The organism is Streptomyces sp. NBC_00029, assembly GCF_045160505.1.
Lineage (GTDB): Bacteria > Actinomycetota > Actinomycetes > Streptomycetales > Streptomycetaceae > Streptomyces.
Map to the genome: position 1 here is coordinate 2,768,742 of NZ_CP108292.1, position 24,764 is coordinate 2,793,505.

The 24,764-nt window shown below is 73.0% G+C and carries 20 protein-coding genes; 7 read left to right on the forward strand and 13 right to left on the reverse strand.

Annotation, left to right across the window (positions count from 1 at the left end; all coding sequences use genetic code 11):
* Nucleotides 1–134: 134 nt before the first annotated feature.
* From OG753_RS13295 to OG753_RS13305, 3 genes are all read right to left on the reverse strand, one after another.
* Complete coding sequence (locus OG753_RS13295) at nucleotides 135–1,595, reverse strand: glutamate synthase subunit beta (RefSeq protein ID WP_327262009.1); 1,461 nt, start codon at nucleotides 1,593–1,595, stop codon at nucleotides 135–137.
* Nucleotides 1,588–6,126, reverse strand: a complete 4,539-nt coding sequence (gltB, locus tag OG753_RS13300; protein WP_405792652.1) for a glutamate synthase large subunit — start codon at nucleotides 6,124–6,126, stop codon at nucleotides 1,588–1,590. The genes OG753_RS13295 and gltB overlap by 8 nt, the downstream gene beginning before the upstream one ends.
* 372 nt (nucleotides 6,127–6,498) lie before the next feature.
* Nucleotides 6,499–7,230, reverse strand: a complete 732-nt coding sequence (locus OG753_RS13305; RefSeq protein ID WP_327262010.1) for a VIT1/CCC1 transporter family protein — start codon at nucleotides 7,228–7,230, stop codon at nucleotides 6,499–6,501.
* Nucleotides 7,231–7,489: 259 nt separating this feature from the next.
* Here OG753_RS13305 and OG753_RS13310 point away from each other — a divergent pair, with 259 nt between their 5' ends.
* The 7 genes from OG753_RS13310 to OG753_RS13340 all read left to right on the forward strand — a co-directional run bounded on the left by OG753_RS13310 (nucleotide 7,490) and on the right by OG753_RS13340 (nucleotide 15,903).
* Nucleotides 7,490–8,476 (forward strand): ADP-ribosylglycohydrolase family protein, encoded by a 987-nt coding sequence (locus OG753_RS13310; RefSeq protein WP_327262011.1) that lies wholly within the window; start codon nucleotides 7,490–7,492, stop codon nucleotides 8,474–8,476.
* A 338-nt stretch (nucleotides 8,477–8,814) separates the two neighbouring features.
* The gene (locus tag OG753_RS13315) at nucleotides 8,815–10,257 is read left to right on the forward strand and encodes an ADP-ribosylglycohydrolase family protein (protein WP_405792654.1); all 1,443 of its coding nucleotides are present in this window, start codon (nucleotides 8,815–8,817) and stop codon (nucleotides 10,255–10,257) included.
* Between the two features lie 7 nt (nucleotides 10,258–10,264).
* Complete coding sequence (locus tag OG753_RS13320) at nucleotides 10,265–11,410, forward strand: ADP-ribosylglycohydrolase family protein (RefSeq protein WP_327262012.1); 1,146 nt, start codon at nucleotides 10,265–10,267, stop codon at nucleotides 11,408–11,410.
* Nucleotides 11,411–11,541: 131 nt separating this feature from the next.
* Complete coding sequence (locus tag OG753_RS13325; RefSeq protein WP_405792656.1) at nucleotides 11,542–12,993, forward strand: ADP-ribosylglycohydrolase family protein; 1,452 nt, start codon at nucleotides 11,542–11,544, stop codon at nucleotides 12,991–12,993.
* Entirely contained in the window at nucleotides 12,990–13,901 is a 912-nt protein-coding gene (rbsK, locus tag OG753_RS13330; protein WP_405788557.1) for a ribokinase, read from the forward strand. The genes OG753_RS13325 and rbsK overlap by 4 nt, the downstream gene beginning before the upstream one ends.
* Nucleotides 13,898–15,091: a CaiB/BaiF CoA transferase family protein gene (locus OG753_RS13335; protein ID WP_405788559.1), complete on the forward strand. Its 1,194-nt coding sequence runs from the start codon at nucleotides 13,898–13,900 to the stop codon at nucleotides 15,089–15,091. The genes rbsK and OG753_RS13335 overlap by 4 nt, the downstream gene beginning before the upstream one ends.
* Nucleotides 15,088–15,903 carry a CoA ester lyase gene (locus OG753_RS13340; RefSeq protein ID WP_327262015.1) on the forward strand — a complete coding sequence of 272 codons (816 nt, stop codon included), beginning with the start codon at nucleotides 15,088–15,090 and terminating at the stop codon, nucleotides 15,901–15,903. Before OG753_RS13335 ends, OG753_RS13340 begins: the two co-directional genes overlap by 4 nt.
* 93 nt (nucleotides 15,904–15,996) lie before the next feature.
* Here the strand turns inward: OG753_RS13340 and lgt are convergent, their stop codons facing one another.
* From lgt to OG753_RS13390, 10 genes are all read right to left on the reverse strand, one after another.
* Nucleotides 15,997–17,001, reverse strand: coding sequence for a prolipoprotein diacylglyceryl transferase (lgt, locus tag OG753_RS13345; protein ID WP_327262016.1), 1,005 nt, complete (start codon nucleotides 16,999–17,001; stop codon nucleotides 15,997–15,999).
* An 88-nt stretch (nucleotides 17,002–17,089) separates the two neighbouring features.
* A complete protein-coding gene (locus tag OG753_RS13350; protein ID WP_327262017.1) occupies nucleotides 17,090–18,040 on the reverse strand; it encodes a thioredoxin domain-containing protein in 951 nt (316 codons plus the stop codon).
* Nucleotides 18,041–18,149: 109 nt separating this feature from the next.
* On the reverse strand, nucleotides 18,150–18,980 hold the full coding sequence (gene trpA / locus OG753_RS13355) for a tryptophan synthase subunit alpha (RefSeq protein ID WP_327262018.1): 831 nt from the start codon (nucleotides 18,978–18,980) through the stop codon (nucleotides 18,150–18,152).
* On the reverse strand, nucleotides 18,977–20,218 hold the full coding sequence (trpB, locus tag OG753_RS13360) for a tryptophan synthase subunit beta (RefSeq protein WP_327262019.1): 1,242 nt from the start codon (nucleotides 20,216–20,218) through the stop codon (nucleotides 18,977–18,979). Before trpB ends, trpA begins: the two co-directional genes overlap by 4 nt.
* 204 nt (nucleotides 20,219–20,422) lie before the next feature.
* A complete protein-coding gene (trpM, locus tag OG753_RS13365) occupies nucleotides 20,423–20,632 on the reverse strand; it encodes a tryptophan biosynthesis modulator TrpM (protein ID WP_327262020.1) in 210 nt (69 codons plus the stop codon).
* 9 nt (nucleotides 20,633–20,641) lie between these two features.
* On the reverse strand, nucleotides 20,642–21,451 hold the full coding sequence (trpC, locus tag OG753_RS13370) for an indole-3-glycerol phosphate synthase TrpC (RefSeq protein WP_030012837.1): 810 nt from the start codon (nucleotides 21,449–21,451) through the stop codon (nucleotides 20,642–20,644).
* 172 nt (nucleotides 21,452–21,623) lie between these two features.
* On the reverse strand, nucleotides 21,624–22,124 hold the full coding sequence (locus OG753_RS13375) for a DUF2752 domain-containing protein (protein ID WP_405788562.1): 501 nt from the start codon (nucleotides 22,122–22,124) through the stop codon (nucleotides 21,624–21,626).
* A gap of 84 nt (nucleotides 22,125–22,208) precedes the next feature.
* Nucleotides 22,209–22,460, reverse strand: coding sequence for an HGxxPAAW family protein (locus OG753_RS13380; RefSeq protein WP_327262022.1), 252 nt, complete (start codon nucleotides 22,458–22,460; stop codon nucleotides 22,209–22,211).
* Nucleotides 22,461–22,570: 110 nt separating this feature from the next.
* The gene (locus tag OG753_RS13385; RefSeq protein WP_327262023.1) at nucleotides 22,571–23,251 is read right to left on the reverse strand and encodes a TIGR02234 family membrane protein; all 681 of its coding nucleotides are present in this window, start codon (nucleotides 23,249–23,251) and stop codon (nucleotides 22,571–22,573) included.
* A 14-nt stretch (nucleotides 23,252–23,265) separates the two neighbouring features.
* Nucleotides 23,266–24,756: an anthranilate synthase component I gene (locus tag OG753_RS13390; RefSeq protein ID WP_327262024.1), complete on the reverse strand. Its 1,491-nt coding sequence runs from the start codon at nucleotides 24,754–24,756 to the stop codon at nucleotides 23,266–23,268.
* Between the last annotated feature and the right edge of the window lie 8 nt (nucleotides 24,757–24,764).

Below are 24,764 nucleotides of genomic sequence, written 5' to 3' on the forward strand. Positions count from 1 at the left end.
ACTACCCAACGCCACAGCGCCCGCCACCCCTGGTCGGGGACGTGGCGGGCGCTGTGTCGGAGTACCGCACACCGTTGTACGGACCGTATGAGGGGTCCCGCCCCTTCGCGGGGGCGGGGGTGCCGAGGGTGTTGTTACACCATCAGCGAGCGGTCCGTCGGCTTGACCGGGTACGGGAGGGCACTGCTGCCGGTCAGGAAGCGGTCCACGCCGCGGGCGGCCGAGCGGCCTTCCGCGATGGCCCAGACGATCAGCGACTGGCCGCGGCCCGCGTCGCCGGCGACGAAGACGCCGTCCACGTTGGTCGCGTAGGAGGCGTCGCGGTCGATGTTGCCGCGGGCGTCCATCTCCAGGCCGAACTGCTGGGTGAGACCGTTCTCCTGGTCGGTGCCCGTGAAGCCCATCGCCAGGGTGACCAGCTGCGCGGGGAGGACGCGCTCGGTGCCGGCCTTCTGGACGAGCTTGCCGTCCTCGAAGGCGACCTCGATCAGGTGCAGGGCCTGGACGTTGCCGTCCTCGTCGCCCTCGAAGTGGGTGGTGGAGACGGAGTAGACCCGCTCGCCGCCCTCCTCGTGGGCCGAGGTGACCTTGTAGAGCATCGGGAAGGTCGGCCAGGGCTGGTTGGCGTTCCGGTCCTCGCCCGGCTTGGGCATGATCTCCAGCTGCGTGACGGAGGCCGCGCCCTGGCGGTGGGCGGTGCCCACGCAGTCCGCGCCGGTGTCGCCGCCGCCGATGACGACCACGTGCTTGCCCTCGGCCGTGATGGGGGGCGCCATGAAGTCGCCCTCCTGGACCTTGTTGGCGAGCGGCAGGTACTCCATCGCGAAGTGGATGCCGTTCAGCTCGCGGCCCGGGACCGGCAGGTCGCGGGAGACGGTCGCGCCCGCCGCGATGACCACCGCGTCGAACCGCTTGCGCAGGTCGGTGGCGGTGATGTCGCGGCCGACCTCGATGCCGGTGCGGAACTTGGTGCCCTCCGCGCGCATCTGCTCGATGCGGCGGTTGATGTGCACCTTCTCCATCTTGAACTCGGGGATGCCGTAGCGCAGCAGGCCGCCGATGCGGTCGGCGCGCTCGTACACGACCACGGTGTGGCCGGCCCGGGTCAGCTGCTGGGCGGCGGCGAGGCCCGCCGGACCGGAGCCGATGACGGCGGCGGTCTTGCCGGACAGCCGCTCCGGCGCCTGCGGGGTGACGTCGCCGTTGTCCCACGCCTTGTCGATGATCGAGACTTCGACGTTCTTGATGGTGACGGCGGGCTGGTTGATGCCGAGCACGCACGCCGACTCGCACGGGGCCGGGCACAGCCGCCCGGTGAACTCCGGGAAGTTGTTCGTCGCGTGCAGGCGCTCCGAGGCGGCGGTCCAGTCCTCGCGGTACGAGAAGTCGTTCCACTCCGGGATCAGGTTCCCGAGCGGGCACCCGTTGTGGCAGAACGGGATGCCGCAGTCCATGCAGCGGCCGGCCTGCTTGCTGATGATCGGGAGCAGCGAGCCCGGAACGTAGACCTCGTTCCAGTCCTTCAGCCGATCGGCGACGGGACGGGAGCAGGCGGTCTCGCGCGGGGTGGTGAGGAAGCCCTTCGGGTCAGCCATGGGTCGCCGCCTCCATCATCTTCTCCGTGGTCTCGGATTCCGAGAGTCCGGCGAGCTCAGCGGCGTCCTTGGCGGCGAGCACTGCCTTGTACGTGGTGGGGATGATCTTGCTGAAGCGGTCCACCGCGACGGACCAGTCAGCCAGGAGCTTCGCGGCCACGGTCGAGCCGGTCTCCTCCTCGTGGCGGCGCACCACATCGTGCAGCCACTGCTTGTCGGTGTCGGACAGGGCCTCCACGGCGCCCGTGTTGCCGACGTTGACGTTGTGCGGGTCGAGGTCGATGACGTACGCGACGCCGCCCGACATACCGGCCGCGAAGTTGCGGCCCGTCTCGCCCAGGACGACCGCCTGGCCGCCGGTCATGTACTCGCAGCCGTGGTCGCCCACGCCCTCCGAAACGACCAGCGCACCCGAGTTGCGGACGCAGAAGCGCTCGCCGGTGCGGCCGCGCAGGAACATCTCGCCGCCGGTGGCTCCGTAGCCGATGGTGTTGCCGGCGATGGTGGAGTACTCGGCGAGGTGGTCGGCGCCGCGGTCCGGGCGGACCACGATGCGGCCACCGGAGAGGCCCTTGCCGACGTAGTCGTTGGCGTCGCCCTCCAGCCGGAGGGTGATGCCCTTCGGCACGAAGGCGCCGAAGGACTGGCCGGCGCTGCCCGTGAAGGTCAGGTCGATGGTGTTGTCGGGCAGGCCCGCGCCACCGAACTTCTTCGTGACGTGGTGGCCGAGCATGGTGCCCACGGTCCGGTTGATGTTGCGGATCGAGACCTGGGCGCGGACGGGCAGGGCCGCCTCGGCGGAGTCCGCGTTCAGCGCGTCGGCCGCGAGCTCGACGAGCTCGTTGTCGAGGGCCTTCTCCAGACCGTGGTCCTGCTCGATCAGGGCGTGGCGGACCGCGCCCTCGGGCAGCTCCGGCACGTAGAAGAGCGGCTCCAGGTCGAGACCCTGCGCCTTCCAGTGCGTGACGGCCTTGGTGGTGTCGAGGAGCTCGGCGTGGCCGACGGCCTCCTCGATCGTGCGGAAGCCCAGCTCGGCGAGGATCTCGCGCACCTCCTCCGCGATGTACTCGAAGAAGTTGACGACGAACTCGGGCTTGCCGGAGAAGCGACTCCGCAGGACCGGGTTCTGGGTGGCGATGCCGACCGGGCAGGTGTCCAGGTGGCAGACGCGCATCATGACGCAGCCGGAGACGACGAGCGGCGCGGTCGCGAAACCGAACTCCTCGGCGCCGAGCAGCGCAGCGATGACCACGTCGCGGCCGGTCTTGAGCTGGCCGTCCGTCTGGACCACGATGCGGTCGCGCAGCCCGTTGAGCAGCAGGGTCTGCTGGGTCTCGGCGAGGCCGAGCTCCCAGGGGCCGCCCGCGTGCTTGAGCGAGGTGAGCGGGGAGGCGCCCGTTCCGCCGTCGTGGCCGGAGATGAGGACGACGTCCGCGTGGGCCTTGGAGACACCGGCCGCGACCGTACCCACGCCGACCTCGGAGACCAGCTTCACGTGGATGCGGGCGACCGGGTTGGCGTTCTTGAGGTCGTGGATCAGCTGAGCCAGGTCCTCGATGGAGTAGATGTCGTGGTGCGGCGGCGGGGAGATCAGGCCGACGCCCGGGGTGGAGTGCCGGGTCTTGGCGACCCACGGGTAGACCTTGTGGCCGGGCAGCTGGCCGCCCTCGCCGGGCTTCGCGCCCTGCGCCATCTTGATCTGGATGTCGTCCGCGTTGACCAGGTACTCCGAGGTCACACCGAAGCGGCCGGAGGCGACCTGCTTGATGGAGGAGCGGCGCGCCGGGTCGTACAGGCGGTCCGGGTCCTCGCCGCCCTCACCGGTGTTGGACTTGGCGCCCAGCTGGTTCATGGCGATGGCGAGGGTCTCGTGCGCCTCCTTGGAGATGGAGCCGTACGACATGGCGCCGGTGGAGAAGCGCTTGACGATGTCGGCGACCGACTCGACCTCGTCGATGGAGATGGCTTCGCGCTCCGACTTGAAGCCGAACAGGCCGCGGAGCGTCATCAGGCGTTCGGACTGCTCGTTCACCCGGGCCGTGTACTGCTTGAAGATGTCGTACCGGCGGTTGCGGGTGGCGTGCTGGAGGCGGAAGACCGTCTCCGGGTCGAACAGGTGCGGCTCGCCCTCGCGGCGCCACTGGTACTCGCCGCCGATCTCCAGCGCGCGGTGCGTGGCCGCGATGCCGGAGACGGGGTACGCCTTGGCGTGGCGCGCGGCCACCTCCTTGGCGATGACGTCCAGGCCGGCGCCGCCGATCTTGGTGGCGGTGCCGTTGAAGTAGGTCTCGACGAACTCGTCGTTCAGGCCGACGGCCTCGAAGACCTGGGCGCCGCGGTAGGAGGCGACGGTGGAGATGCCCATCTTGGACATGACCTTCAGAACGCCCTTGCCGAGCGCGTAGATCAGGTTCTTGATGGCCTGCTCCGGCTCCAGGCCGGACAGGAAGGTACCGGCGCGCAGCAGGTCCTCGACGGACTCCATGGCGAGGTACGGGTTGACCGCGGCGGCGCCGTAGCCGATGAGCAGGGCGACGTGGTGGACCTCGCGGACGTCACCGGCCTCGACCAGCAGACCCACCTGGGTGCGCTGCTTGGTGGCGATGAGGTGGTGGTGCACGGCGGAGGTGAGCAGCAGCGACGGGATCGGCGCGTGCTCGGCGTCCGAGTGACGGTCCGAGAGGACGATCAGGCGGGCGCCGTTGGCGATGGCCGCGTCGGCCTCGGCGCGGATCTCCTCGATGCGGGCGGCCAGGGCCTCGCCGCCGCCGGAGACCCGGTAGAGGCCGGAGAGCGTGGCGGCCTTCATGCCGGGCATGTCGCCGTCGGCGTTGATGTGGATGAGCTTGGCCAGCTCGTCGTTGTCGATCACCGGGAAGGGCAGGGTGACGCTGCGGCAGGACGCGGCGGTCGACTCCAGCAGGTTGCCCTGCGGGCCGAGCGAGGACAGCAGCGAGGTGACGAGCTCCTCGCGGATGGCGTCCAGCGGCGGGTTGGTGACCTGCGCGAAGAGCTGGGTGAAGTAGTCGAAGAGCAGCCGGGGGCGCTCGGACAGGGCCGCGATCGGGGAGTCCGTACCCATGGAGCCGAGCGGCTCGCCGGCGGTACGGGCCATCGGCGCGAGGATGACGCGCAGCTCTTCCTCGGTGTAGCCGAAGGTCTGCTGGCGGCGGGTGACCGAGGCGTGGGTGTGCACGATGTGCTCACGCTCGGGCAGGTCCGACAGCTCGATCTCGCCGGTCTCCAGCCATTCGGCGTACGGAGCGGCGCCGGCCAGCTCGTTCTTGATCTCGTCGTCCTCGATGATCCGCTTCTGGGCGGTGTCGACGAGGAACATCTTGCCGGGCTGCAGGCGGCCCTTGCGGACGACCTTGGCCGGGTCGATGTCGAGCACGCCGACCTCGGAGCCGAGGACGACGAGGCCGTCGTCGGTGACCCAGTAGCGGCCGGGGCGCAGACCGTTGCGGTCGAGGACCGCGCCGACCTGGACGCCGTCGGTGAAGGTGACGCAGGCCGGGCCGTCCCAGGGCTCCATCTGGGTGGAGTGGTACTTGTAGAACGCGCGGCGGGCCGGGTCCATGGAGGTGTGGTTCTCCCACGCCTCCGGGATCATCATCAGCACGCTGTGCGGGAGCGAGCGGCCGCCGAGGTGGAGCAGCTCCAGGACCTCGTCGAAGGAGGCCGAGTCGGAAGCGTCCGGGGTGCAGATCGGGAAGATCCGGTCCAGGACGCCGTCACCGAAGGCCTCGGAGGCCAGCTGGGACTCGCGGGCCTTCATCCAGTTGCGGTTGCCCTTGACCGTGTTGATCTCGCCGTTGTGCGCGACGAAACGGTACGGGTGGGCGAGCGGCCACGACGGGAAGGTGTTCGTCGAGAAGCGCGAGTGGACCAGGGCGACGGCCGAGGCGAAGCGGCGGTCGGAGAGGTCGGGGAAGAAGGGCTCCAGCTGGCCGGTGGTCAGCATGCCCTTGTAGACGATGGTGCGGGCGGAGAGCGACGGGAAGTACACGCCGGCCTCGCGCTCGGCGCGCTTGCGCAGCACGAAGGCCTTGCGGTCCAGCTCGATGCCCGTGCTTCCGTTGCTGACGAACAGCTGCGAGAAGGCCGGCATGGTGGCGCGGGCGCCGTTGCCGAGCAGGTCCGGGGTGACCGGGACCTCGCGCCAGCCGAGGACCGTGAGGTTCTCCTCGGCGGCGATGGCCTCGATCTGCTCCACGGCGACGGCCTGTGCGGTGCCGTCGGCGGGGAGGAAGGCGATGCCGACGGCGTAGCCGCCGGCCTCGGGGAGCTCGAAGCCGGCCACCTCGCGCAGGAACGCGTCGGGGACCTGGCTGAGGATTCCGGCGCCGTCGCCCGAGTCCGGCTCGGAGCCGGTCGCGCCGCGGTGCTCGAGGTTCCGCAATACGGTCAGTGCCTGCTCAACGAGCGTGTGGGTGGCCTCGCCGGTGAGGTTCGCCACGAATCCGACGCCACAGGCGTCCTTCTCGTTGCGCGGGTCGTACATGCCCTGCTGGGCGGGGCGACCGTCCATGGGCGACCAGGCGGTGGTGCTGGGGCCGGTCGCGGAGTGCGTGGATGCGGAACGCATCGGCTCTCCCGTCGTCGTCGTGGCATATGTGCATAGCCGAGGGACGACGTTGGCCCTCTGCGAAATTTCGTGCAGATTACATGATGACGACAATCCCGAGAAGCGGATACGTCATTCCAGCATGCGGACACTGCACGGGGCAGGAAGAGGGGACTTTCGCGGCGCTCCACGAGGTGGCGCGGGGCGGAGGTCCCGGTGCAGGGCGGGCATCGTTGCCCGGAGTCCTGGTCTGATGCCCGGCGGACACAGGATCGAAACCGCCGAGTAATGAACTATTTATGTGGTGCTCTGCATAGTGTCTCACTCCAGCCGCGGTCAGCCTATGGCTCCACCGATCCAGGTTCCCAGGATGTACGTCACACCCGCGGCCGCGCCACCCAGCGCCAGCTGACGCAGGCCGCTGTACCACCAGGACCGCGCGGTGACCCGGGAGACGACCGCCCCGCAGGCGAAGAGCCCGGCCAGCGCGAGCAGCACCGCGGGCCACAGCGCCGTGGCGCCGAGCAGGTACGGCAGCACGGGGAGCAGCGCGCCCAGTGCGAACGAGCCGAAGGACGAGACCGCGGCGACGAGCGGCGAGGGCAGGTCGTCCGGATCGATGCCGAGCTCCTCGCGGGCGTGGATCTCCAGCGCCTGCTCGGGGTCGCGCGACAGCTGCATGGCGACCTCGCGGGCGAGCGGCGGCTCGACGCCGCGGGAGACGTAGAGCTCGGCGAGCTCCTCCATCTCGTCGACCGGATGCTTGCGCAACTGCTGTCGCTCCACATCCAGTTCGGCGAGGACCAGTTCGCGCTGCGAGGCGACGGAGGTGTATTCGCCGGCCGCCATCGAGAAGGCGCCGGCCGCGAGCCCCGCGAGCCCGGTGATGACCACGGTCTGCGGGGCGACGGCGCCGCCCGCCACGCCGGTCATCAGGGCGAGGTTGGAGACGAGCCCGTCCATGGCACCGAAGACGGCCGGTCGCAGCCATCCGCCGTTGACGTCCCGGTGGGTGTGGTTGTCGCGGTGGGCGGTGTGCAGCGGTGCTTCGATGTCGATGATGGACATGCGTGAAATCTCCCCAAATATGCGAACGGACGCCAGGACGCGCGCCGCTCCCCCTGAACACCTCGAAACTACGCACGATTTCTGTCGCCCGCCAGCAAGGAAGGCCGTACTTACCTGGGCTTTTACGGGTCGGCGACCGGGTGACGAGGGTGCGCGCGGGGTGTTTCGCGACAGGCGACAAACCACATGCCATGGCACAAATCCCCCAAGGGCTCATGATGAGCCCCATCCAATGTGGGAGAGGCGCGCCATGGAGCCGATGAAGCTGATTGCATGCAATCCGCAGGTCCTCCTCGAACGGGCCAGGGGCGCTCTTCTCGGACTCGCCGTGGGTGATGCGCTGGGCGCCCCCGCGGAGAACATGAAGCCGTCGGAGATCCGGGCGAAATGGGGCCGCATCGAGGGTTTCGTGTCGGAGGACCCGGCAGGCACGGACGACACCGAGTACGCGATCTTCTCGGGGCTGCTGCTGGCCCGCCACGGCTCGGCGCTCACCGTCTCCCACGTGGAACGGGCCTGGCACCACTGGATCGCCGATCTCGACGAAGGCCCGTTCCGCGGCGCCGGATTCTCGGAGCGCGGCACCCTGGAGAACCTCCGCAGGGGCCTGGCCGCACCCATCTCGGCCCAGCACCGGCACGCGTGGTCGGACGGTCTCGCCATGCGGGCGGCGCCGTTCGGCGTCTTCGCCGCGGGCCGGCCGGCGGAGGCCGCCCGGCTGGTCGCCATCGACGGCTCGGTCAGCCACGACGGCGAGGGCATCTACGGCGGCCAGGCGGTGGCCGCGGGCGTGGCGGCGGCCATGGCGGGCGGCTCCCCCGCCTCGGTGGTCTCGGCGGCCCTGTCCGTCATCCCGTCCGACTCGTGGACGGCCCGCTCCCTGCGCCGGGCGGTCACCGCCGCCCCGCGGGGCGAACGGGCGGTGCGCTCGGCGGTGGTCATCGGCGGCTACCCGTGGACGGACCTCGCCCCCGAGGCGGTGGGCCTGGCCTTCGGCGCCTTCGCCGCGTGCCGGGGGGACTTCCCGTCCTCCGTCCTCACCGCCGTGAACATGGGCCGCGACGCCGACACCACGGCCGCGGTGGCGGGCGCGCTGGCCGGTGCGCTGTCGGGCGCGGCCGCGATCCCCGCCGCCTGGTCCTCGGCCATCGGCCCCGTCCGCGGCAGCTGCCTCCCCTCGATGCGGGGCTATCACGTCCTGGACATCGCGGACCTCCTCACCCCCGAATGCGAGGCCCCCCGATGACCCTCTCCCCGGACGACCTGACCACGACTGCGCCGACCACCCACGAACCGGCTCCGGCCGGCCGGGCCCCGGCCGGAGCGGAACGAGGGATCGGCAACCCGGCCGGTACGGGGCCGGCGGAACCGAGGGCCGCAGACCTGGCCCCGGCCGGGCAGGACCCGGCCGGGCCGCCGTCGGCCCTGCGGCCGGTCGGTCCGGTACGCCTCCCGGCGGACCCGGCTCCGGCCAGGGCGGAGCGCGGACTCGAGGGCGCGACCACCGCTACGGGTCCGCCTCCGGCGAAGCCGGGGGCGGGAGACGGGAGCCCGGACCCCGGGGGGCCGGGCCCCGCCGGGGCACTGCCCGGCACGCCGGCGACGAGCCCGATCCCGGGTCCGGTGCCCGCGCCGGATTCGGCGGAGCGGGAGTCCAGGAGCCCCGCCGCGGGTGCGGGGCGGGACAGGGCGGCGGCCATCGCCGCCCTCGCCGCCACCGACCCGGGATCCCGCATCGTGATCCGTACCGGCCAGGCGGTCCCGGCCCGGGCAGGGACCGGGGTCGGGGTCGGGACGGGGACCGGCACCCGGGCCCAGGTCGCCGCCAGGGCCGAGGCCGAGGTCACGACCCGGGCCGGGGAGGAGTCTGCCGAGCGCCCCGCAGGGGTCCCGGCCGGGACCCGGCGGATCGAGGGCCTCCTCCTCGGGCTCGCCGCGGGCGACGCGGCCGGCTGGCCCGCCGCCCGCCACCGCGCCAGCCGGATGCCCGAGTGGACCCGCCGCCTCACCCGCGAGCTCGACACCTTCGCCGAGCAGAACGCCACCACCACCCTCCCCGTCCCCATCGCCCTCAACCAGCCCCCCGAACCGCTCCGCCTCGGCCCCTCCGACGACGCCGAATGGGCGGCCTTCGTCGCCGAGTCCGTGCTCACCGCCGCCGGGGTGCTGCTCAGCGACCTCTCCCGCTCCCGCCGCATGCGCGCCGCCATCGACCTCGCCTGGAACGCCCTGGCCTCCGAGGTCGCCGCGGCAGCGGAACGCGCGCCCGAGGTCGAGTCCGCCGTCCTGCCCCTGCGCGCCCGGATCTCCGTACGCGCCGGCCTCGGCAATCTCGCCACCGGCCTGCGCCCGCCCGCCACCGGCCACGACAACCCGCACTACTTCGACGACGCCGCCTGCGTCCGGGCCTGCGTCCTCGCCGTCGTGCACCCCGGCGACGCCCGGGCGGCGGCCGACCTCGCCGAGTTCGACGCCCGCTACACGCAGGACGGCGACGGGGTCCACGGAGCCCGCGCCATGGCCGCCGCCATCGCCACCGCCCTGAGCGCCGCCGGCGCCGACGACGCCGTCGACGCCGCCGTGGACGCCGCCCTCGCCCAGCTCCCCGAGACCACCGAGATCGGCCGCAACGCCCGCCACGCCGTCCGGCTCGCCCGCACCCACAAGGGCGGCGGCGCCTTCGCCATCGTCCCCACCCTCGAACACGAGATCGTGGACCACGTCTACAGCTACGGGATCGCCGCCGCCGAGACCGTCCCCGTGGCCCTCGCCCTCGCCACCGCCGCCCGCGGCAGGATGACCGAAGCCGTCCCGGCCGCCGCCTGCCTGTCCCGCGTCGCGGACTCCGCCCCCGCCCTGGCCGGCGCGCTGACCGGCGCGCTCGGCGGCGGCGACTCGATCCCCGCCGCCTGGCGCGAGGCCTGCCGCACCCTCTCCGGCTGCGCCCTCCCCCGCCTCGCCGGCACCGACCTCGTGGAACTCGCCGCGCTCCTCGCGGCCACGGAACTCACCTCACCCAAGGGATGATTCGGACATGACGCTCACGTTGGAGGACCGGGCCCGCGGCGCTCTCGTCGGGGCCGCCGTCGGCGACGCGCTCGGCGGCCCGGTGGAGGGCTGGACCCCGGACCAGATCGTGGAACGGCACGGCGGCCGCGTGCACGGCATCGTCGGCCCCTGGCACGAGAACTGGCGCACGGCCCGCCCCATCGCGCCGTACCACAAGGGCGACGGACACGTCACCGACGACACCTTGATGACGCACGCGCTGGTCCGCGTCTACGAGACCGTACGGGACCACCTCGACGCCTACGCCATCGCCGAGCACCTGGTCCCCGACCTCATGTCCACGCCCCGCTGGATCCCCGAACTGGAGGCCGAGGCACTGCCGTTGCAGCGGATCTTCCTCGCGGAGAAGTGGATCGTGACCCGGCTGCACTACGCGCACGCCGACCCCCGCGAGGCCGGCAGCGGCAACATCGTGAACTGTGGCGCGGCGATGTACATGGCGCCGGTGGGCATCGCCAACGCGGGCAACCCGGCGGGTGCGTACGCGGAGGCGCTGGACATCGCCGGTGCGCACCAGTCCTCGTACGGGCGGGAGGCGGCGGGCGTGTTCGCGGCGGCGGTGGCGGCCGCATGCGTGCCGGGGGCGACGGCCGCCTCGGTGGTGGACACGGCCCTGTCGCTGGCCAAGGACGGCACGCGCGCCGCGATCGCCGCCGTCCGCGAAGTCGCCTCCGCGCACCGGGACTTCGAGTCGGCGCTGGCTCCACTGCGGGCGGCGGTGGCCCCGTACGACTCCGTCGGCCCGGACTACCGCGCCCCCTCCCTCGACGCCCGCCGCCCGTCCCGCCTCCACGCGATCGAGGAACTCCCGGTCGCGCTGGGCATGCTGCTCGTCGCCGACGGGCGGTACGAGACCGCGGTGCTCGGCGCGGTCAACTACGGCCGGGACTGCGACTCCATCGCCACCATGGCGGGCGCGATCGCCGGGGCCCTGGGCGGCGAGGCCGTGGTCCCCGCCGCATGGGCCAAGCAGGTTGCCGAGGCCAGCCGCCTCGACCTGCACGCCCCGGCCGTGGCGCTGGCCGCGGTGGCCCGGGAGATCTTCGCACTCGACCGGTCCCGCCGCCGCTCCCACGAGTCGGCCTTCACCGCGATCGCGGCGGACCGGTGACGGGCGGCGCCGGGTCCGCCCCGGCCGCTCCCGCGCACCCGCCGGAATCCCTCGACGCCCCCGGCCCGGCCCGGCACCGCTCCCCGCGGGAGCGTGGGGCGGGCCCGGAGTCCGGACCGGCGTGCGGGCTCCTGCGGCTGACCTGGGCCCAGCCCGAGGACCTCGTCGGGCACGAGCTGCGCCAGGCCGCCGAGGACGGCCGGGACCCGGCCGGCGCCCTGCGGACCTGGCTCGCGGCGGGCGGCCGCCCCGCCCCCGAACGCGCCGGATCCTCCCCCGCCCCGGCCCCGCCGGGACTCCGCGCCCTGGCCAACCGCCTCCTCGACGACCTGGCGCAGCTCCCGCCTCCCTCCCCCACCGACGAACCCCAGTCCTGGCCGGACATCACCACGGCCTGCCGAACCGGCCACGTGCCACCCCGCGCAGCGGGAGCACCGCCCGCCGGACAGGAACCCCACCCACGAACCGGACCGGAAGCCGCACCGCACACCGGCCCGCAGGCCGCACCGCGAACCGGGCCGGAGGCCGCCCTGCGGACCCGGCTGGAAGCCGCCTGGCTGGGGCGGGCCGTCGGGTGTCTGCTCGGGAAGCCCGTCGAGAAGCTGCCGCTGTCCGGCATCCGCACACTCGCCCGCGCCGCCGGCAACTGGCCGCTGGACGACTGGTTCACCGCACGCGGCGTCCCACCGGAGGTGCTGGCCGCGTACCCCTGGAACCGCCGCTCCGCGCCCACCTCCCTCGCCGAGAACATCGACGGCATGCCCGAGGACGACGACCTCAACTACCCGCTCCTCGGACTGCTCCTGCTCCAGCGGCACGGCAAGCGCTTCACCACCGCCGACGTGGCCCGCCTCTGGCTCGACGAGCTGCCCGCCGGGCGTACCTTCACCGCCGAACGGATCGCCTACCGCAATCTGCTCCTCGGGCTGGAGCCGCCCGCCACCGCCACCCACCACAACCCCTTCCGCGAGTGGATCGGCGCCCTCATCCGCGCCGACGTCCACGGCTGGACCAACCCCGGCGACCCGGCCGCCGCCGCGGCCCAGGCCTACCGGGACGCCGCCCTGACCCACACCGGCAACGGCGTCTACGCCGCCCTCCTCGTCGCCGCCGCCACCGCCGAGGCGGCCACCGGACGGGCGGACGTCCACACCGCGCTCCGGGCCGGACTGGCCGTCGTACCGCCCCGCTCCCGCCTCGCCGAAGCCGTCCGCTTCGGGATCCGCACGGCCGGGCGGGAAACGGACTTCGAACTCGTCGTCGACCGGCTGCACGCCCGCTACGGGCACTACCACTGGGTCCACGCCGTCCCGAACACCGCCCTGATCGCCGCCGCCCTCACCCACGCCGACGGGGACTTCACCCACTCCGTCTGCCGTGCGGTGTCCGGCGGCTGGGACACCGACTCCAACGGGGCCACCGCCGGCGCCCTCGCCGGGCTCCTCGCCGGCTCCCCGGAACGGATCCCGCACCGCTGGACCGCCCCCCTCAAGAACCGCCTCGCCACCACCGTCCCCGGATTCGACGGCATCGGCTTCGACACCCTCGCCCACCTCACCGCACAGGAGGCAGCACGCTCATGACGGCCATCGCCGTGCTCGGCAGTACGAACATGGACCTCGTCGCCTACGTCCCCAAGGCCCCCCGCCTCGGGGAGACCGTCACCGGGCGCGCCTTCCGCACGGTCCCCGGCGGCAAGGGGGCCAACCAGGCCGTGGCCGCCGCCCGCTCCGGCGGAAAGGTGGTGATGATCGGCGCGGTCGGGGCCGACGAGTTCGGCGTACGGCTGCGCTCCGCGCTCACCGCGGCCGGCGTCGAGACGGCGTCCCTGCGCACCGTGGAGGGCGCCAGCGGCACCGCCCACATCACCGTGGACGACGAGGGCGGCAACAGCATCATCGTCATCCCCGGCGCGAACGCGGCCGTCACCGGCCTGGAGGCGGGGGACGAGGCCCGGATCACCGCCGCCCGCTCCCTCCTCCTGCAGCTGGAGCTGCCGATGCCCGCCGTCCTCGCCGGGGCCCGCGCCGCCCGCGCGCACGGCGTCCGTACGGTGCTCACCCCCGCCCCCGCCCAGCCGCTCCCCGCCGAACTCCTCGCCGCCACCGACCTCCTCGTCCCGAACGAGCACGAGGCGGCGGCCCTCACCGGGCTCACCGACCCCCTCCAGGCCGCCGAGGCGCTGCTGGCCGACGTGCCCGAGGTGGTGATCACCCTCGGCGCGGCCGGGGTGCTGTACGCCGCCCGCGACCGGGATCCGCTGACCGTGCCCGCGCCCCGGGTCCGGGCCGTGGACACCACCGCCGCCGGGGACACCTTCGTCGGCGCCCTCGCCGTCGCCCTGGGCGAGGGCCGGCCGATGCCCGTGGCCCTGCGCTGGGCCTCGGCGGCGGCCGCGCTGTCCGTGCAGCGTCCGGGGGCCCAGGACTCGATGCCGACCCGCGCCGAGACCGACGCCTTCGCCGCGGCGCAGCCCGGAGCCGCCTCGTGACGACCACCGGGCCGCTGGAAGGGCTCCGCGTGCTCGACCTCGCCACCCTCTTCGCCGGTCCGCTGGCCGCCACCCTGCTCGGGGACTTCGGGGCCGAGGTCGTCAAGGTCGAACACCCCGGCCGCCCCGACCCCTCCCGCGGGCACGGCCCCGCCAAGGACGGCATCGGCCTGTGGTGGAAGCTGCTCGGCCGGAACAAGCGGACGACGACCCTGGACCTGTCCACCCCGGGCGGCCGGGACACCCTGCTGCGCCTGGCCGCCACCGCCGACGTGGTCATCGAGAACTTCCGCCCCGGCACCCTGGAGAAGTGGGGGCTGGGCTGGCCCGAGCTGTCCGCCGCGAACCCGCGTCTGGTCCTGGCCCGTGTCACGGCCTTCGGCCAGCACGGCCCGTACGCGCACCGCCCGGGCTTCGGCACCCTCGCCGAGGCGATGAGCGGTTTTGCCGCGATCACCGGGGAGCCGGACGGGCCGCCGACCCTGCCGCCCTTCGGGCTCGCCGACTCGATCGCCGCGCTGACCTGCGCGTACGCGGTGATGACGGCCCTCGCCGGCCGGGACCGCACCGGGCACGGACAGGTCGTCGACCTGGCCATCGTCGAGCCGATCCTCACCGTGCTGGGCCCGCACCCGCTCTGGTACGACCAGCTCGGCTACGTCCAGCCCCGTACGGGCAACCGCTCCACCAACAACGCCCCCCGCAACACCTACCGCAGTGCCGACGGGCGCTGGCTGGCGGTCTCCGCCTCCGCGCAGTCCATCGCCGAGCGGGTCATGCGGCTGGTCGGCCGCCCCGAGCTGATCGCCGAGCCCTGGTTCGCGACGGGCGACGGGCGGGCCCGGCACGCGGACGTGCTGGACGAGGCGGTCGGCGGCTGGATCGCCCGGCACAAGGCCGACGAGGTGATCTCCGTGTTCGAGGACGCCGAGGCGGCCGTCGCCCAGGTCTACGACGTCCGGGACGTGATGGCCGATCCGCAGTTCGCGGCCCTCGACACGGTCACCGAGGTCGAGGATCCGGAGCTGGGCCCGCTGCGTATGCAGAACATCCTGTTCCGGCTCTCCGGGACCCCCGGCGGGATCCGCTGGGCGGGCCGCCCGCACGGCGCGGACACCGAGGAGGTCCTGGGCGAGCTCGGGCTCACCGACGCCGAGATCACCGCACTGCGGACGGAGGGGGCCCTGTGATCCTGACCTGGCTGTACGCGCCCGGAGACCGCCCGGAGGTCGTCGCCAAGGCCCTCGGCTGCGGGGCGGACGCCGTCATCATCGACCTGGAGGACGCCGTACCGGCCTCGCGCAAGGAGTACGCCCGCGCCGCGACCGCCGATCTGCTCGCCGAGCGGCCCCCGCTGCCCGTCCACGTCCGTGTCAACGCTCTCGACTCCCCCTGGGGCGGCGCGGACCTCACCGCGCTGGGCCGACTGCACGGCCTCGCCGGGCTGCGACTGCCCAAGATCAACGCCCCGGCACAGATCACCGCCGTCGCGGACCGCACCGGCGGCGTGAGCCTGCACGCCCTGCTCGAATCGGCCGTGGGCGTGGAACGGGCGTACGAGATCGCCCGCGCGCACCCCGCCCTGCGCGGGCTCTCCCTGGGCGAGGCGGACCTGCGGGCCGACCTGGCCGTCAGCGCGGAGACGGGCCTGGACTGGTGCCGCTCCCGGGTGGTGGTCGCGGCCCGCGCGGCGGGGCTGGCGCCCCCGGCGCAGTCGGTGTTCCCCGACATCCGGGACCTGGAGGCGCTGGCCGTCTCCTGCGTCCGGGGCCGCTCCCTGGGCTTCCTCGGCCGGGCGGCAATCCACCCGCGCCAGCTCCCGGTGATCGAGCGGGCCTACCTGCCGGCGCCCGAGGAGGTCAGCGCCGCCGTGGAGGTGCTGAGCGCGGCCCGGGCCACCCCGGGGGCGCTGGCCCTGCCCGACGGGCGGTTCGTGGATCCGGCGGTGGTGGCCGCGGCGCACCGCACGCTGGCGCTCGCGGCGCGCAAGGCCGTCCACTGAACCCGGCGCCGCCGGCCGGCGGCGGGTTCGGGCGGCGGAACGACGAAGAGGGGGCGCCGCGGTCTGCGCGGCACCCCCTCATGGACCGTGCGGTCAGCGCTTGCCGGCCTCCGGGGCCTCGGCCTCGGCCGGGGCGTCCTTCGTGAGGACGGGCGCCTTGGTCTCGGCCTGCTCCGGCTTCGCCGCGTCGGTGGACCCGGCGGCGGCGTCCGCGGGCTCGGCGCCGACGGCGGTGTCCGCGTCGGCCGGAGCCGCCTTGTCACCGTCCTTGGCGCCGGAGCCGTCCCGGTCCGGTTCGACGATCTCCTCGCGGCCCGGCCGCAGCTTCGCCGACAGCACCAGGTAGACGACCGCCAGGACGAAGACGACGATCGAGGTCCAGACGTTCAGGCGCAGGCCCAGGATGTGGTGGGCCTCGTCGACGCGCATGTACTCGATCCAGACGCGGCCCAGGCAGTAGGCGGCGACGTACAGGGCGAAGGCCCGTCCGTGACCGAGCTTGAAGCGGCGGTCGGCCCAGATCACCAGGAACGCGACACCGACGCACCACAGCGACTCGTACAGGAAGGTCGGGTGGTAGGTGCCGGCGTCCCGGTTCGGGCCCGCGGAGATCTCCACCGCCCACGGCAGGTCGGTGGCCCGGCCGTACAGCTCCTGGTTGAACCAGTTGCCCCAGCGTCCGCAGGCCTGGGCCAGCGCGATGCCGGGGGCCAGGGCGTCGGCCCAGGCCGGCAGCGGGATCCCGCGCAGGCGGCAGCCGATCCAGGCACCGACCGCGCCGAGCGCGATGGCGCCCCAGATGCCGAGTCCGCCCTCCCAGATCTTGAGGGCGTCGACCCAGTTGCGGCCCTCGCCGAAGTAGAGCTGGTAGTCGGTGATCACGTGGTAGAGGCGACCACCGACCAGGCCGAAGGGCACGGCCCACACGGCGATGTCCGCGACCGTGCCCGGCTTTCCACCGCGCGCGATCCACCGCTTGTTGCCGAGCCAGACGGCGACGAAGACGCCGATGATGATGCAGAACGCGTAGCCGCGGAGCGGGATCGGTCCGAGATGGATCACGCCGGTCGACGGACTGGGGATGTAAGCAATGTCCATGGCAGACATGACGCTACCTTGCCGGGCGGTACCAACGGCAACCCGCCCGGCAAGACGAAACCAAATCCACACATGGCGCGGGCGCCGGTCAGTCCTGCGAGGACCCGTTCGACGAGCCACCGGTGGACCGGTTCGAGGCCGTTCCGGACGATCCGCCGGAGCCCGTCCGCGACGCGGACGGTGAGGCCTTGGCCCCGTTCTTCCCTCCGGATCCGGGTGTCGCGCTGCCCGACGGTGACGGCTTCACGACCCCGCCCGCGGCTTCCACCTGCTCCTTCAGCTTCTGCGGGGTCACCGGGTTGGCCTGGTCGGAGAAGATGTCCTTGCCGTTCAGCAGCACGGTGGGCGTGCCCCGGAACTTTCCGGCCCTGAAGGCCTCCTGCGACTTGCCCACCCAGCTGTTGTGGGTGCCGTCCTCGACGCAGGCGCGGAACGCGGGGGTGTCGAGCCCTTCGACCTTGCCGGCGAGTTCCAGCAGCCTGGCGTTCTTGCCGTAGGCGTCGTCGACCTCCTGCGGCTGGTTCTGGAACAGGACGTCGTGGTACTCGGAGAACTTGCCGGCGTCCTGCGCGCAGGCCGCCGCGTTCGCCCCCTTCAGGGAGCCGCTGCCGCCCATGTTGCCGTCGATGAGGGTGACCAGGTGGTAGTCCACCTTGAGCAGGCCCTTGGCCTCCAGCTCGTGGACGATGTCCCGGTAGTTGTCCTCGAACGCCTTGCAGGCGGGGCAGCGGAAGTCCTCCCAGACGGTGAGGGTGGACTTGGCCTCCGGCCTGCCCGTCTGGATGGCGAGCGCGTCCTTGCCGGTGGCTCCGGAGGGGGCGACGACCGGGCCGCCCTTGGCGCTGCTGTCCTTGCCGGTGTTGGCCGCGATCACGCCGACGACGGTCGCCAGTCCGAGGACGCCGACCACCGCCGCCGTCACGACGAGGGTCCGCCGGCGCTTGTCCCGGGTCTTCTGCCGCTCGCGCTCCACGAGGAGTCGCTCCCGGGCCGATCGTTTCGTCGCATCGCGGTTCGCACCGTCGTTCTTCTCGCTCACGTTCCGCCAAACGAAGCAGGGAGGCACTCGCGTGCCTCCCTGCCCCCACTTCCACCCGATCGGGCTACAGAACCCGATCAGACATCCGTGCCCGTGCTCGAACGCGCGGTCAGCTCCGGCGTACGCCCTGCGCGAGCTCGCCCGCCAGCGCCCGCACGGCGTCCAGCCCGGCCGGCAGGTCCGGCGCGTCCAGCAGCAGCTTGACGAAGGCCGAGCCGACGATCACGCCGTCGGCGAAGCCCGCGACCTCCTTGGCCTGTACGGCGTTGGAGACGCCCAGGCCCACGCAGACCGGGAGGTCGCTGGTGGCGCGGGTGCGGCGGACCAGGTCCGCGGCCTCGTTGCCGACGGACTCGCGGGTTCCGGTGACCCCCATGAGGGAGGCCGCGTAGACGAAGCCGGAGCCCGCCGCCGTGATGGTGGCCAGACGTGCGTCCTTGCTGCTGGGAGCCACGACGAAGACGGTCGCCAGACCGTGCTTCTCCGCGTGCTCTCGCCACAGCGCGGACTCCTGCACCGGCAGGTCCGGCAGGATGCAGCCGGCGCCGCCCGCCGCGGCCAGCTCGGCCGTGAACCGCTCGACGCCGTAGCGGTCGATGGGGTTCCAGTAGGTCATCACCAGGACCGGGGCCCCGGTCGCCTCATGCGCCTCGCGGACCGTGCGGATCACGTCGGCGATCTTGACGCCACCGCGCAGGGCGATGTCGTCGGCGGTCTGGATGATCGCGCCGTCGAGCACCGGGTCACTGTGCGGCAGGCCGATCTCGACCACGTCCGCGCCGCCCTCGATGACGGCCTTGACCGCCTCGATGGCGCCGTCGACGGTCGGGAAGCCCGCCGGCAGGTAGGCGACGAGGGCCGCGCGGTCCTCGGACTTGGCCTTGGCGAGGGTGTCGCTCAGAAGCTGGATGCGCCCGGTCTTCTCACTGGCGGTGCTCACTGGTTCTCCCCCTTGCCGTCGTACAGCCCGAAGTAGCGGGCCGCCGTGTCCATGTCCTTGTCGCCGCGACCGGACAGGTTGACGACCAGCAGGCCGTCCTTGCCCAGCTCCTTGCCCAGCTCCAGGGCGCCCGCGAGGGCGTGCGCCGACTCGATCGCCGGGATGATCCCCTCGGTGCGCGACAGCAGGCGCAGGGCCTGCATGGCCGCGTCGTCGGTGACCGCCCGGTACTCGCCGCGGCCGGAGTCCTTGAGGTAGGAGTGCTCCGGGCCGATGCCCGGGTAGTCCAGGCCGGCCGAGATGGAGTAGGGCTCGGTGATCTGGCCCTCCTCGTCCTGGAGGACGTAGGAGCGGGAGCCGTGCAGGATCCCGGGCTCGCCGGCGGTCAGCGTGGCCGCGTGCTCGCCGGTCTCGACGCCGTGTCCGGCGGGCTCGAAGCCGACGAGGCGGACGCCGGCGTCCGGGATGAAGGCGTGGAACAGGCCGATGGCGTTGGAGCCGCCTCCGACGCAGGCCGCGACCGCGTCGGGCAGCCGGCCGGCGCGCTCCAGGATCTGGCGGCGGGCCTCGACGCCGATGACGCGGTGGAAGTCGCGGACCATGGCCGGGAAGGGGTGGGGACCCGCGACCGTGCCGAAGAGGTAGTGGGTCCGGTCGACGTTGGCGACCCAGTCGCGGAACGCCTCGTTGATCGCGTCCTTGAGCGTCCGGGAGCCGGACTTCACGGCGATGACCTCGGCGCCCAGCATGCGCATGCGGGCCACGTTGAGGGCCTGGCGCTGGGTGTCGACCTCGCCCATGTAGATGGTGCACTCGAGGCCGAAGAGGGCGCAGGCGGTGGCGGTGGCCACGCCGTGCTGACCGGCGCCGGTCTCGGCGATGACGCGGGTCTTGCCCATGCGCTTGGTGAGCAGCGCCTGGCCCAGCACGTTGTTGATCTTGTGCGAGCCGGTGTGGTTCAGGTCCTCGCGCTTGAGGAAGATCCGGGCGCCGCCGGCGTGCTCGGCGAAGCGGGGCACCTCGGTGAGGGAGCTCGGGCGGCCGGTGTAGTTGACCATGAGGTCGTTGAGCTCGGCCGCGAAGGCCGGGTCGACCTTGGCCTTCTCGTACTCGACGGCGACCTCGTCCACGGCGGCGACGAGCGCCTCCGGGATGAACTTGCCGCCGAAGTCACCGAAGTAACCCTCGGCGTTGGGAACGTGACCCTCCGGGTCCGGAAGGAAGAACTCGCTGGACATGTCCAGTGCTCCTACGGGTGCGAGATGCGGCGGGTGGATTCACCGTATTGCGCCGACCGCAAGTACCGCGCACACCCCGCTGGGGAATGTGCGTGCAGTACGTGCGGGCAGCCCGCGTCCGGAGCCGGCGGCCCGGGACGTCAGGCCGTACGGGAGCCGCTCGCGGCGCGGTACGTCTCGCGTACCGGGCCGGGGCAGCCCTCGTTACAGCGCGCCTCCGCGGCGCCATCGCATGCCGTTGACCTGACCGGGCTCCGAGCCGATCACGTACCGGACCCGCCGCCCGTGCACGCGCCGGGCCGGGGCGCGGCAGCCGCGGGGGCGGCAGCCGCGCGCCAGGGGCGCGTGCGTCGTCGACACCGCGGCCGGGCGGGAGCCGGGCCGGGTGCGGACGGAGGAGCGGTCGTGGGCCATGGTTTCGGGTCAGCTCCGCCCGTGGCGCAGGGCGGGGTGGGCGCCGGCGGCGACGAGGTCGGCCACGGCCGCCTTCGGGTCGCGGCCGGTCACCAGGGACTCCCCGACGAGGACGGCGTCGGCGCCCTCGTTCGCGTAGGCGATCAGGTCGTGCGGGCCACGGATGCCGGACTCGGCGATCTTGACGATGTGGTCCGGGATCTCGCCGACGACGCGCTCGAAGGTGGAGCGGTCGACCTTGAGGTCCTTGAGGTTGCGGGCGTTGACGCCGATGATCTTGGCGCCGGCGGCGACCGCGCGCTCCACTTCCTCCTCGTCGTGGACCTCGACGAGCGGGGTGAGACCGATGGACTCGGCCCGCTCGATGAGGGAGACGAGGGCCTCCTGCTCCAGGGCCGCGACAATCAGCAGGACGAGGTCGGCGCCGTAGGCGCGGGCCTCCCAGAGCTGGTACGCCGTGACGATGAAGTCCTTGCGCAGGATCGGGATGTCCACGCGGGCGCGGACGGCCTCCAGGTCGGCCAGCGAGCCGCCGAAACGGCGCTGCTCGGTGAGGACGGAGATGACCGCCGCACCGCCCGCCTCGTAGTCGGCGGCGAGCCCGGCCGGATCGGCGATGGCGGCCAGCGCGCCCTTGGAGGGGCTGGAGCGCTTGACCTCGCAGATCACCTTGACGCTGTCACCGCGCAGTGCGGCGACGCCGTCCTTGGCCTGGGGCGCCTTGGCGGCACGCTCCTTGAGCTCGTCGAGGCTCACGCGGGCCTGCCGTTCGGCAAGGTCTTCGCGGACCCCTTCGATGATCTCGTCGAGCACACTCACGCGAGCGGCCCCCTTCCGGGTCGATGACGTTCGGCCGCCTTGCAGACACGTACAAAAACAAGGTCGGCATTCAAATGGTATCCGCAGGACGCGTCGCCCTCCGCACCCGGTTGACGTCGTCCCAGTAACTGGACATTCGGAATCCGTGCTTCATAGGGCCTGCCCCGGGGGCTCAGGGCGCCAGTGCGGAGCCGAAAGAGAGATTTCGGACAATGACGAAAACCAGCGCCAGGGCGCCGATCGGCCACCAGTACCTCGGACGCAGGACGAACTTCGGGGTCGGCCCGCCGCGATAGGCGCGAACCAGCCACAGGGTCATGAAACCCGCGAAGACGAAGTAGCCCACGACCGCGAGCGCGTTCGCCCCGAATGCGGTCACCAGATCGCCGTGGGCGAACGCGTGCGCGCTGCGCAGGCCGCCGCAGCCCGGACACAGGACGCCCGTCAGCCGGAACAGCGGGCACACCGGGTAGTGGCCGGGCTCATTGGGATCCACGGCGCCCACGTACCCGAAGGCGGCCACGGCCCCGGCCAGGTAGAGCGCCGGGACGGCCAGCCGCCGGACCCGGGAGGGCCGCTCGGCGGGCGCCGCGGGCGGGACGGGCACGGGCACCGGGGTCGGCGCGGCATCGGGGGTACGAGAGGCGTCCACCTGCTGATTCTCTCCGCTCATGACAAAAGGCGCAGCCCGGCGGGGCCGCGCCTTTCGGCTGCGTTGCTTCGGCGCGCGTCGCTCCGGACCGCGTCGCTCGCGCGCTCAGACCTTGGCGGGAACCTTGGAAGCGGCGATGACCTCGGCGAGGTCCTTGTGCGCGGCCTTCGGCGCGCCCATGCCCGCGGCCCGCATGGCCATGCCGACGACACCGCCGAGCACGACGACGACGAGGCCGGCCCAGAAGCCCAGCGGGTTCGCGATCACCATGAAGGCGCCGGAGATGCAGAAACCGATGAAGGCGATGATGACACCGGTCCAGGCGGCCGGGGTGTGTCCGTGGCTAGTGCCCGCCATGAGTTGCTCCTCGTTGCTCTGTCGCGCTGCTGGGTCGAACGTGCGGTCTGTGTCGGACGCTCGGGGACATTGTCCCGCACCGGGCGGCCTCGCCGTCCAGGGGGGTCGGGTCAGTGGGCCCGGTCGGCGCCCGGGTCGGTGGTCGGGTCCTCGCCGCGGTCCAGAGCCTTCCACAGATCTTCCGGCCGGTCCGGATCCACCGCCGCGACAGTCCGCCGGCGCGGGCTGCCGTCACGCTCGTAGCGGCCCCCCATCGAGGGCCAGCTCCGGCCGAAGCGCAGGGCCAGCAGTCCGGCGGCCAGGATCAGGACCGCACCGGCGGCCGTCACGTAGGGCCACGTGGTCTGGGTCAGGCCGGCCACGTGCGCCGCGCTGTCGGCGGTCGTACGGACGGCCTGCGCGTCCAGGGCGCTGCGGCCGTCGCCGCCGAGGACCGCGGACAGCGCCGCACCGAGGCCGCTGAGCGCGAGCAGCCCCGACACCAGCAGCCGGCTCCTGCCGCGTACGGCGAAGACGGCGACCAGGGCGGCGAGGCCCACGATGGCCAGGGCCGCGGGGAGGCCGGTGACGGCCCGCCCGTCGGCGGCCAGCTGGAGCGAGTCGGTGCCGATGGCGGCGGTGCCCCGGGCCCAGGTCCGGCCGGAGGCGAGCAGGACGACAGTGGCGCCGAGGGCGCCGAGCAGCAGGGCGACGGCCACGCTGCGGCGGCCGCTGCGGCTGTCCGGGGCCTCGGGCTCGGCGTCGGGGTCGGCTTCGTTTCGGGGCGGGGGTACGGCACTCACGTACCCCACTATCCCCTACGCCCTCACGAGCCGTGGAGGCGGTTCGCCGCTCCCACCGCCCGCAGCACGGCGGCCGCCTTGTTGCGGCACTCGTTGTCCTCCAGTTCGGGCACCGAGTCGGCGACGACACCGGCTCCGGCCTGCACGTACGCCGTGCCGTCCCGCAGCAGCGCGGTACGGATGGCGATGGCCGTGTCGGAGTCCCCGGCGAAGTCCAGGTAGCCCACACAACCGCCGTACAGGCCGCGGCGGGAGGGCTCCAGCTCCTCGATGATCTGCATGGCGCGGGGCTTGGGCGCGCCGGACAGGGTGCCGGCCGGGAAGCAGGCGGTGAGCACGTCGAAGGCGGTCCGGCCCTCGGCGACCCGCCCGGTGACGGTGGACACGATGTGCATGACGTGCGAGTACCGCTCGACGCTCATGAAGTCCACGACCTCCACGGAGCCCGGCTCGCAGACCCGGCCCAGGTCGTTGCGGCCCAGGTCGACGAGCATCAGGTGCTCGGCGCGCTCCTTCGGGTCCGCCATCAGCTCCTCGGCGAGCTCGTGGTCCTCCTGCGGCGTCGCGCCGCGGTGGCGGGTGCCCGCGATGGGGTGGACCATGGCCCGGCCGTCCTCGACCTTGACCAGCGCCTCGGGGCTGGAGCCGACCACGTCGAAGCCGTTCTCGAAGCGGAAGAGGTACATGTACGGGGACGGGTTGGTGGCCCGCAGCACCCGGTAGACGTCCAGCGCGGAGGCGTGGCAGGGGGTCTCGAACCGCTGCGAGGGCACCACCTGGAAGGCCTCGCCGGCCCGGATCCGCTCCTTGATGTCCTCGACGGCCGCCTGGTACTTCTCGCCGCCCCACAGGGCGGAGAACTCGGGCAGCTCGGAGGCGGGCAGCGCGGCCGGCACGTACGGGGCGGGGCGCGCCAGGTCGGCCTCCATCGCGTCGAGGCGGGCCACGGCGTCCGCGTACGCCTCGTCGACCCCGGAGTCCAGGTCGTTGTGGTTGATGGCGTTGGCGATGAGCTGGACGGTGCCGTCCCAGTGGTCCATGACCGCCAGGTCGGAGGTGAGCAGCATGGTCAGCTCGGGGAGCTCCAGGTCGTCGCTGGTGTGCTCGCCGATGCGCTCCAGGCGCCGCACGATGTCGTAGCCGAGGTAGCCGACCATGCCGCCGGTGAAGGGGGGCATGGCGCCCGCGAGGTCGCGGGGGGTGTGCAGGGCCTCGACGGTGGCTCGCAGCGCGTCGAGGGGATCGCCGTCGGTGGGCACGCCGACGGGCGGGGTGCCGATCCAGTGCGCCCGGCCGTCCCGGGCGGTCAGGGTGGCGTTGCTGCGGACCCCGATGAAGGAGTACCGGGACCAGGAGCGGCCGTTCTCGGCCGACTCCAGGAGGAAGGTGCCGGGGCGTTCGGCTGCCAGCTTGCGGTAGAGCCCGACGGGGGTGTCCCCGTCGGCCAGCAGCTTGCGGCTCACGGGAATCACGCGGCGGTCGGCCGCGAGCTTGCGGAACGTCTCAAGATCCATTGCGTGGG

What these genes read in the sequence shown, in the direction of transcription:
- OG753_RS13375 (WP_405788562.1), bottom strand. Translation starts at nt 22,124, where the DNA reads ATGAGCGGAGAGAATCAGCAGGTGGACGCCTCTCGTACCCCCGATGCC.
- gltB (WP_405792652.1), bottom strand. Translation starts at nt 6,126, where the DNA reads ATGGACGGTCGCCCCGCCCAGCAGGGCATGTACGACCCGCGCAACGAG.
- rbsK (WP_405788557.1), top strand. Translation starts at nt 12,990, where the DNA reads ATGACGGCCATCGCCGTGCTCGGCAGTACGAACATGGACCTCGTCGCC.
- OG753_RS13305 (WP_327262010.1), bottom strand. Translation starts at nt 7,230, where the DNA reads ATGTCCATCATCGACATCGAAGCACCGCTGCACACCGCCCACCGCGAC.
- OG753_RS13295 (WP_327262009.1), bottom strand. Translation starts at nt 1,595, where the DNA reads ATGGCTGACCCGAAGGGCTTCCTCACCACCCCGCGCGAGACCGCCTGC.
- lgt (WP_327262016.1), bottom strand. Translation starts at nt 17,001, where the DNA reads ATGGACATTGCTTACATCCCCAGTCCGTCGACCGGCGTGATCCATCTC.
- trpB (WP_327262019.1), bottom strand. Translation starts at nt 20,218, where the DNA reads ATGTCCAGCGAGTTCTTCCTTCCGGACCCGGAGGGTCACGTTCCCAAC.
- OG753_RS13390 (WP_327262024.1), bottom strand. Translation starts at nt 24,756, where the DNA reads ATGGATCTTGAGACGTTCCGCAAGCTCGCGGCCGACCGCCGCGTGATT.
- OG753_RS13320 (WP_327262012.1), top strand. Translation starts at nt 10,265, where the DNA reads ATGACGCTCACGTTGGAGGACCGGGCCCGCGGCGCTCTCGTCGGGGCC.
- trpM (WP_327262020.1), bottom strand. Translation starts at nt 20,632, where the DNA reads ATGGCCCACGACCGCTCCTCCGTCCGCACCCGGCCCGGCTCCCGCCCG.
- OG753_RS13310 (WP_327262011.1), top strand. Translation starts at nt 7,490, where the DNA reads ATGAAGCTGATTGCATGCAATCCGCAGGTCCTCCTCGAACGGGCCAGG.
- OG753_RS13380 (WP_327262022.1), bottom strand. Translation starts at nt 22,460, where the DNA reads ATGGCGGGCACTAGCCACGGACACACCCCGGCCGCCTGGACCGGTGTC.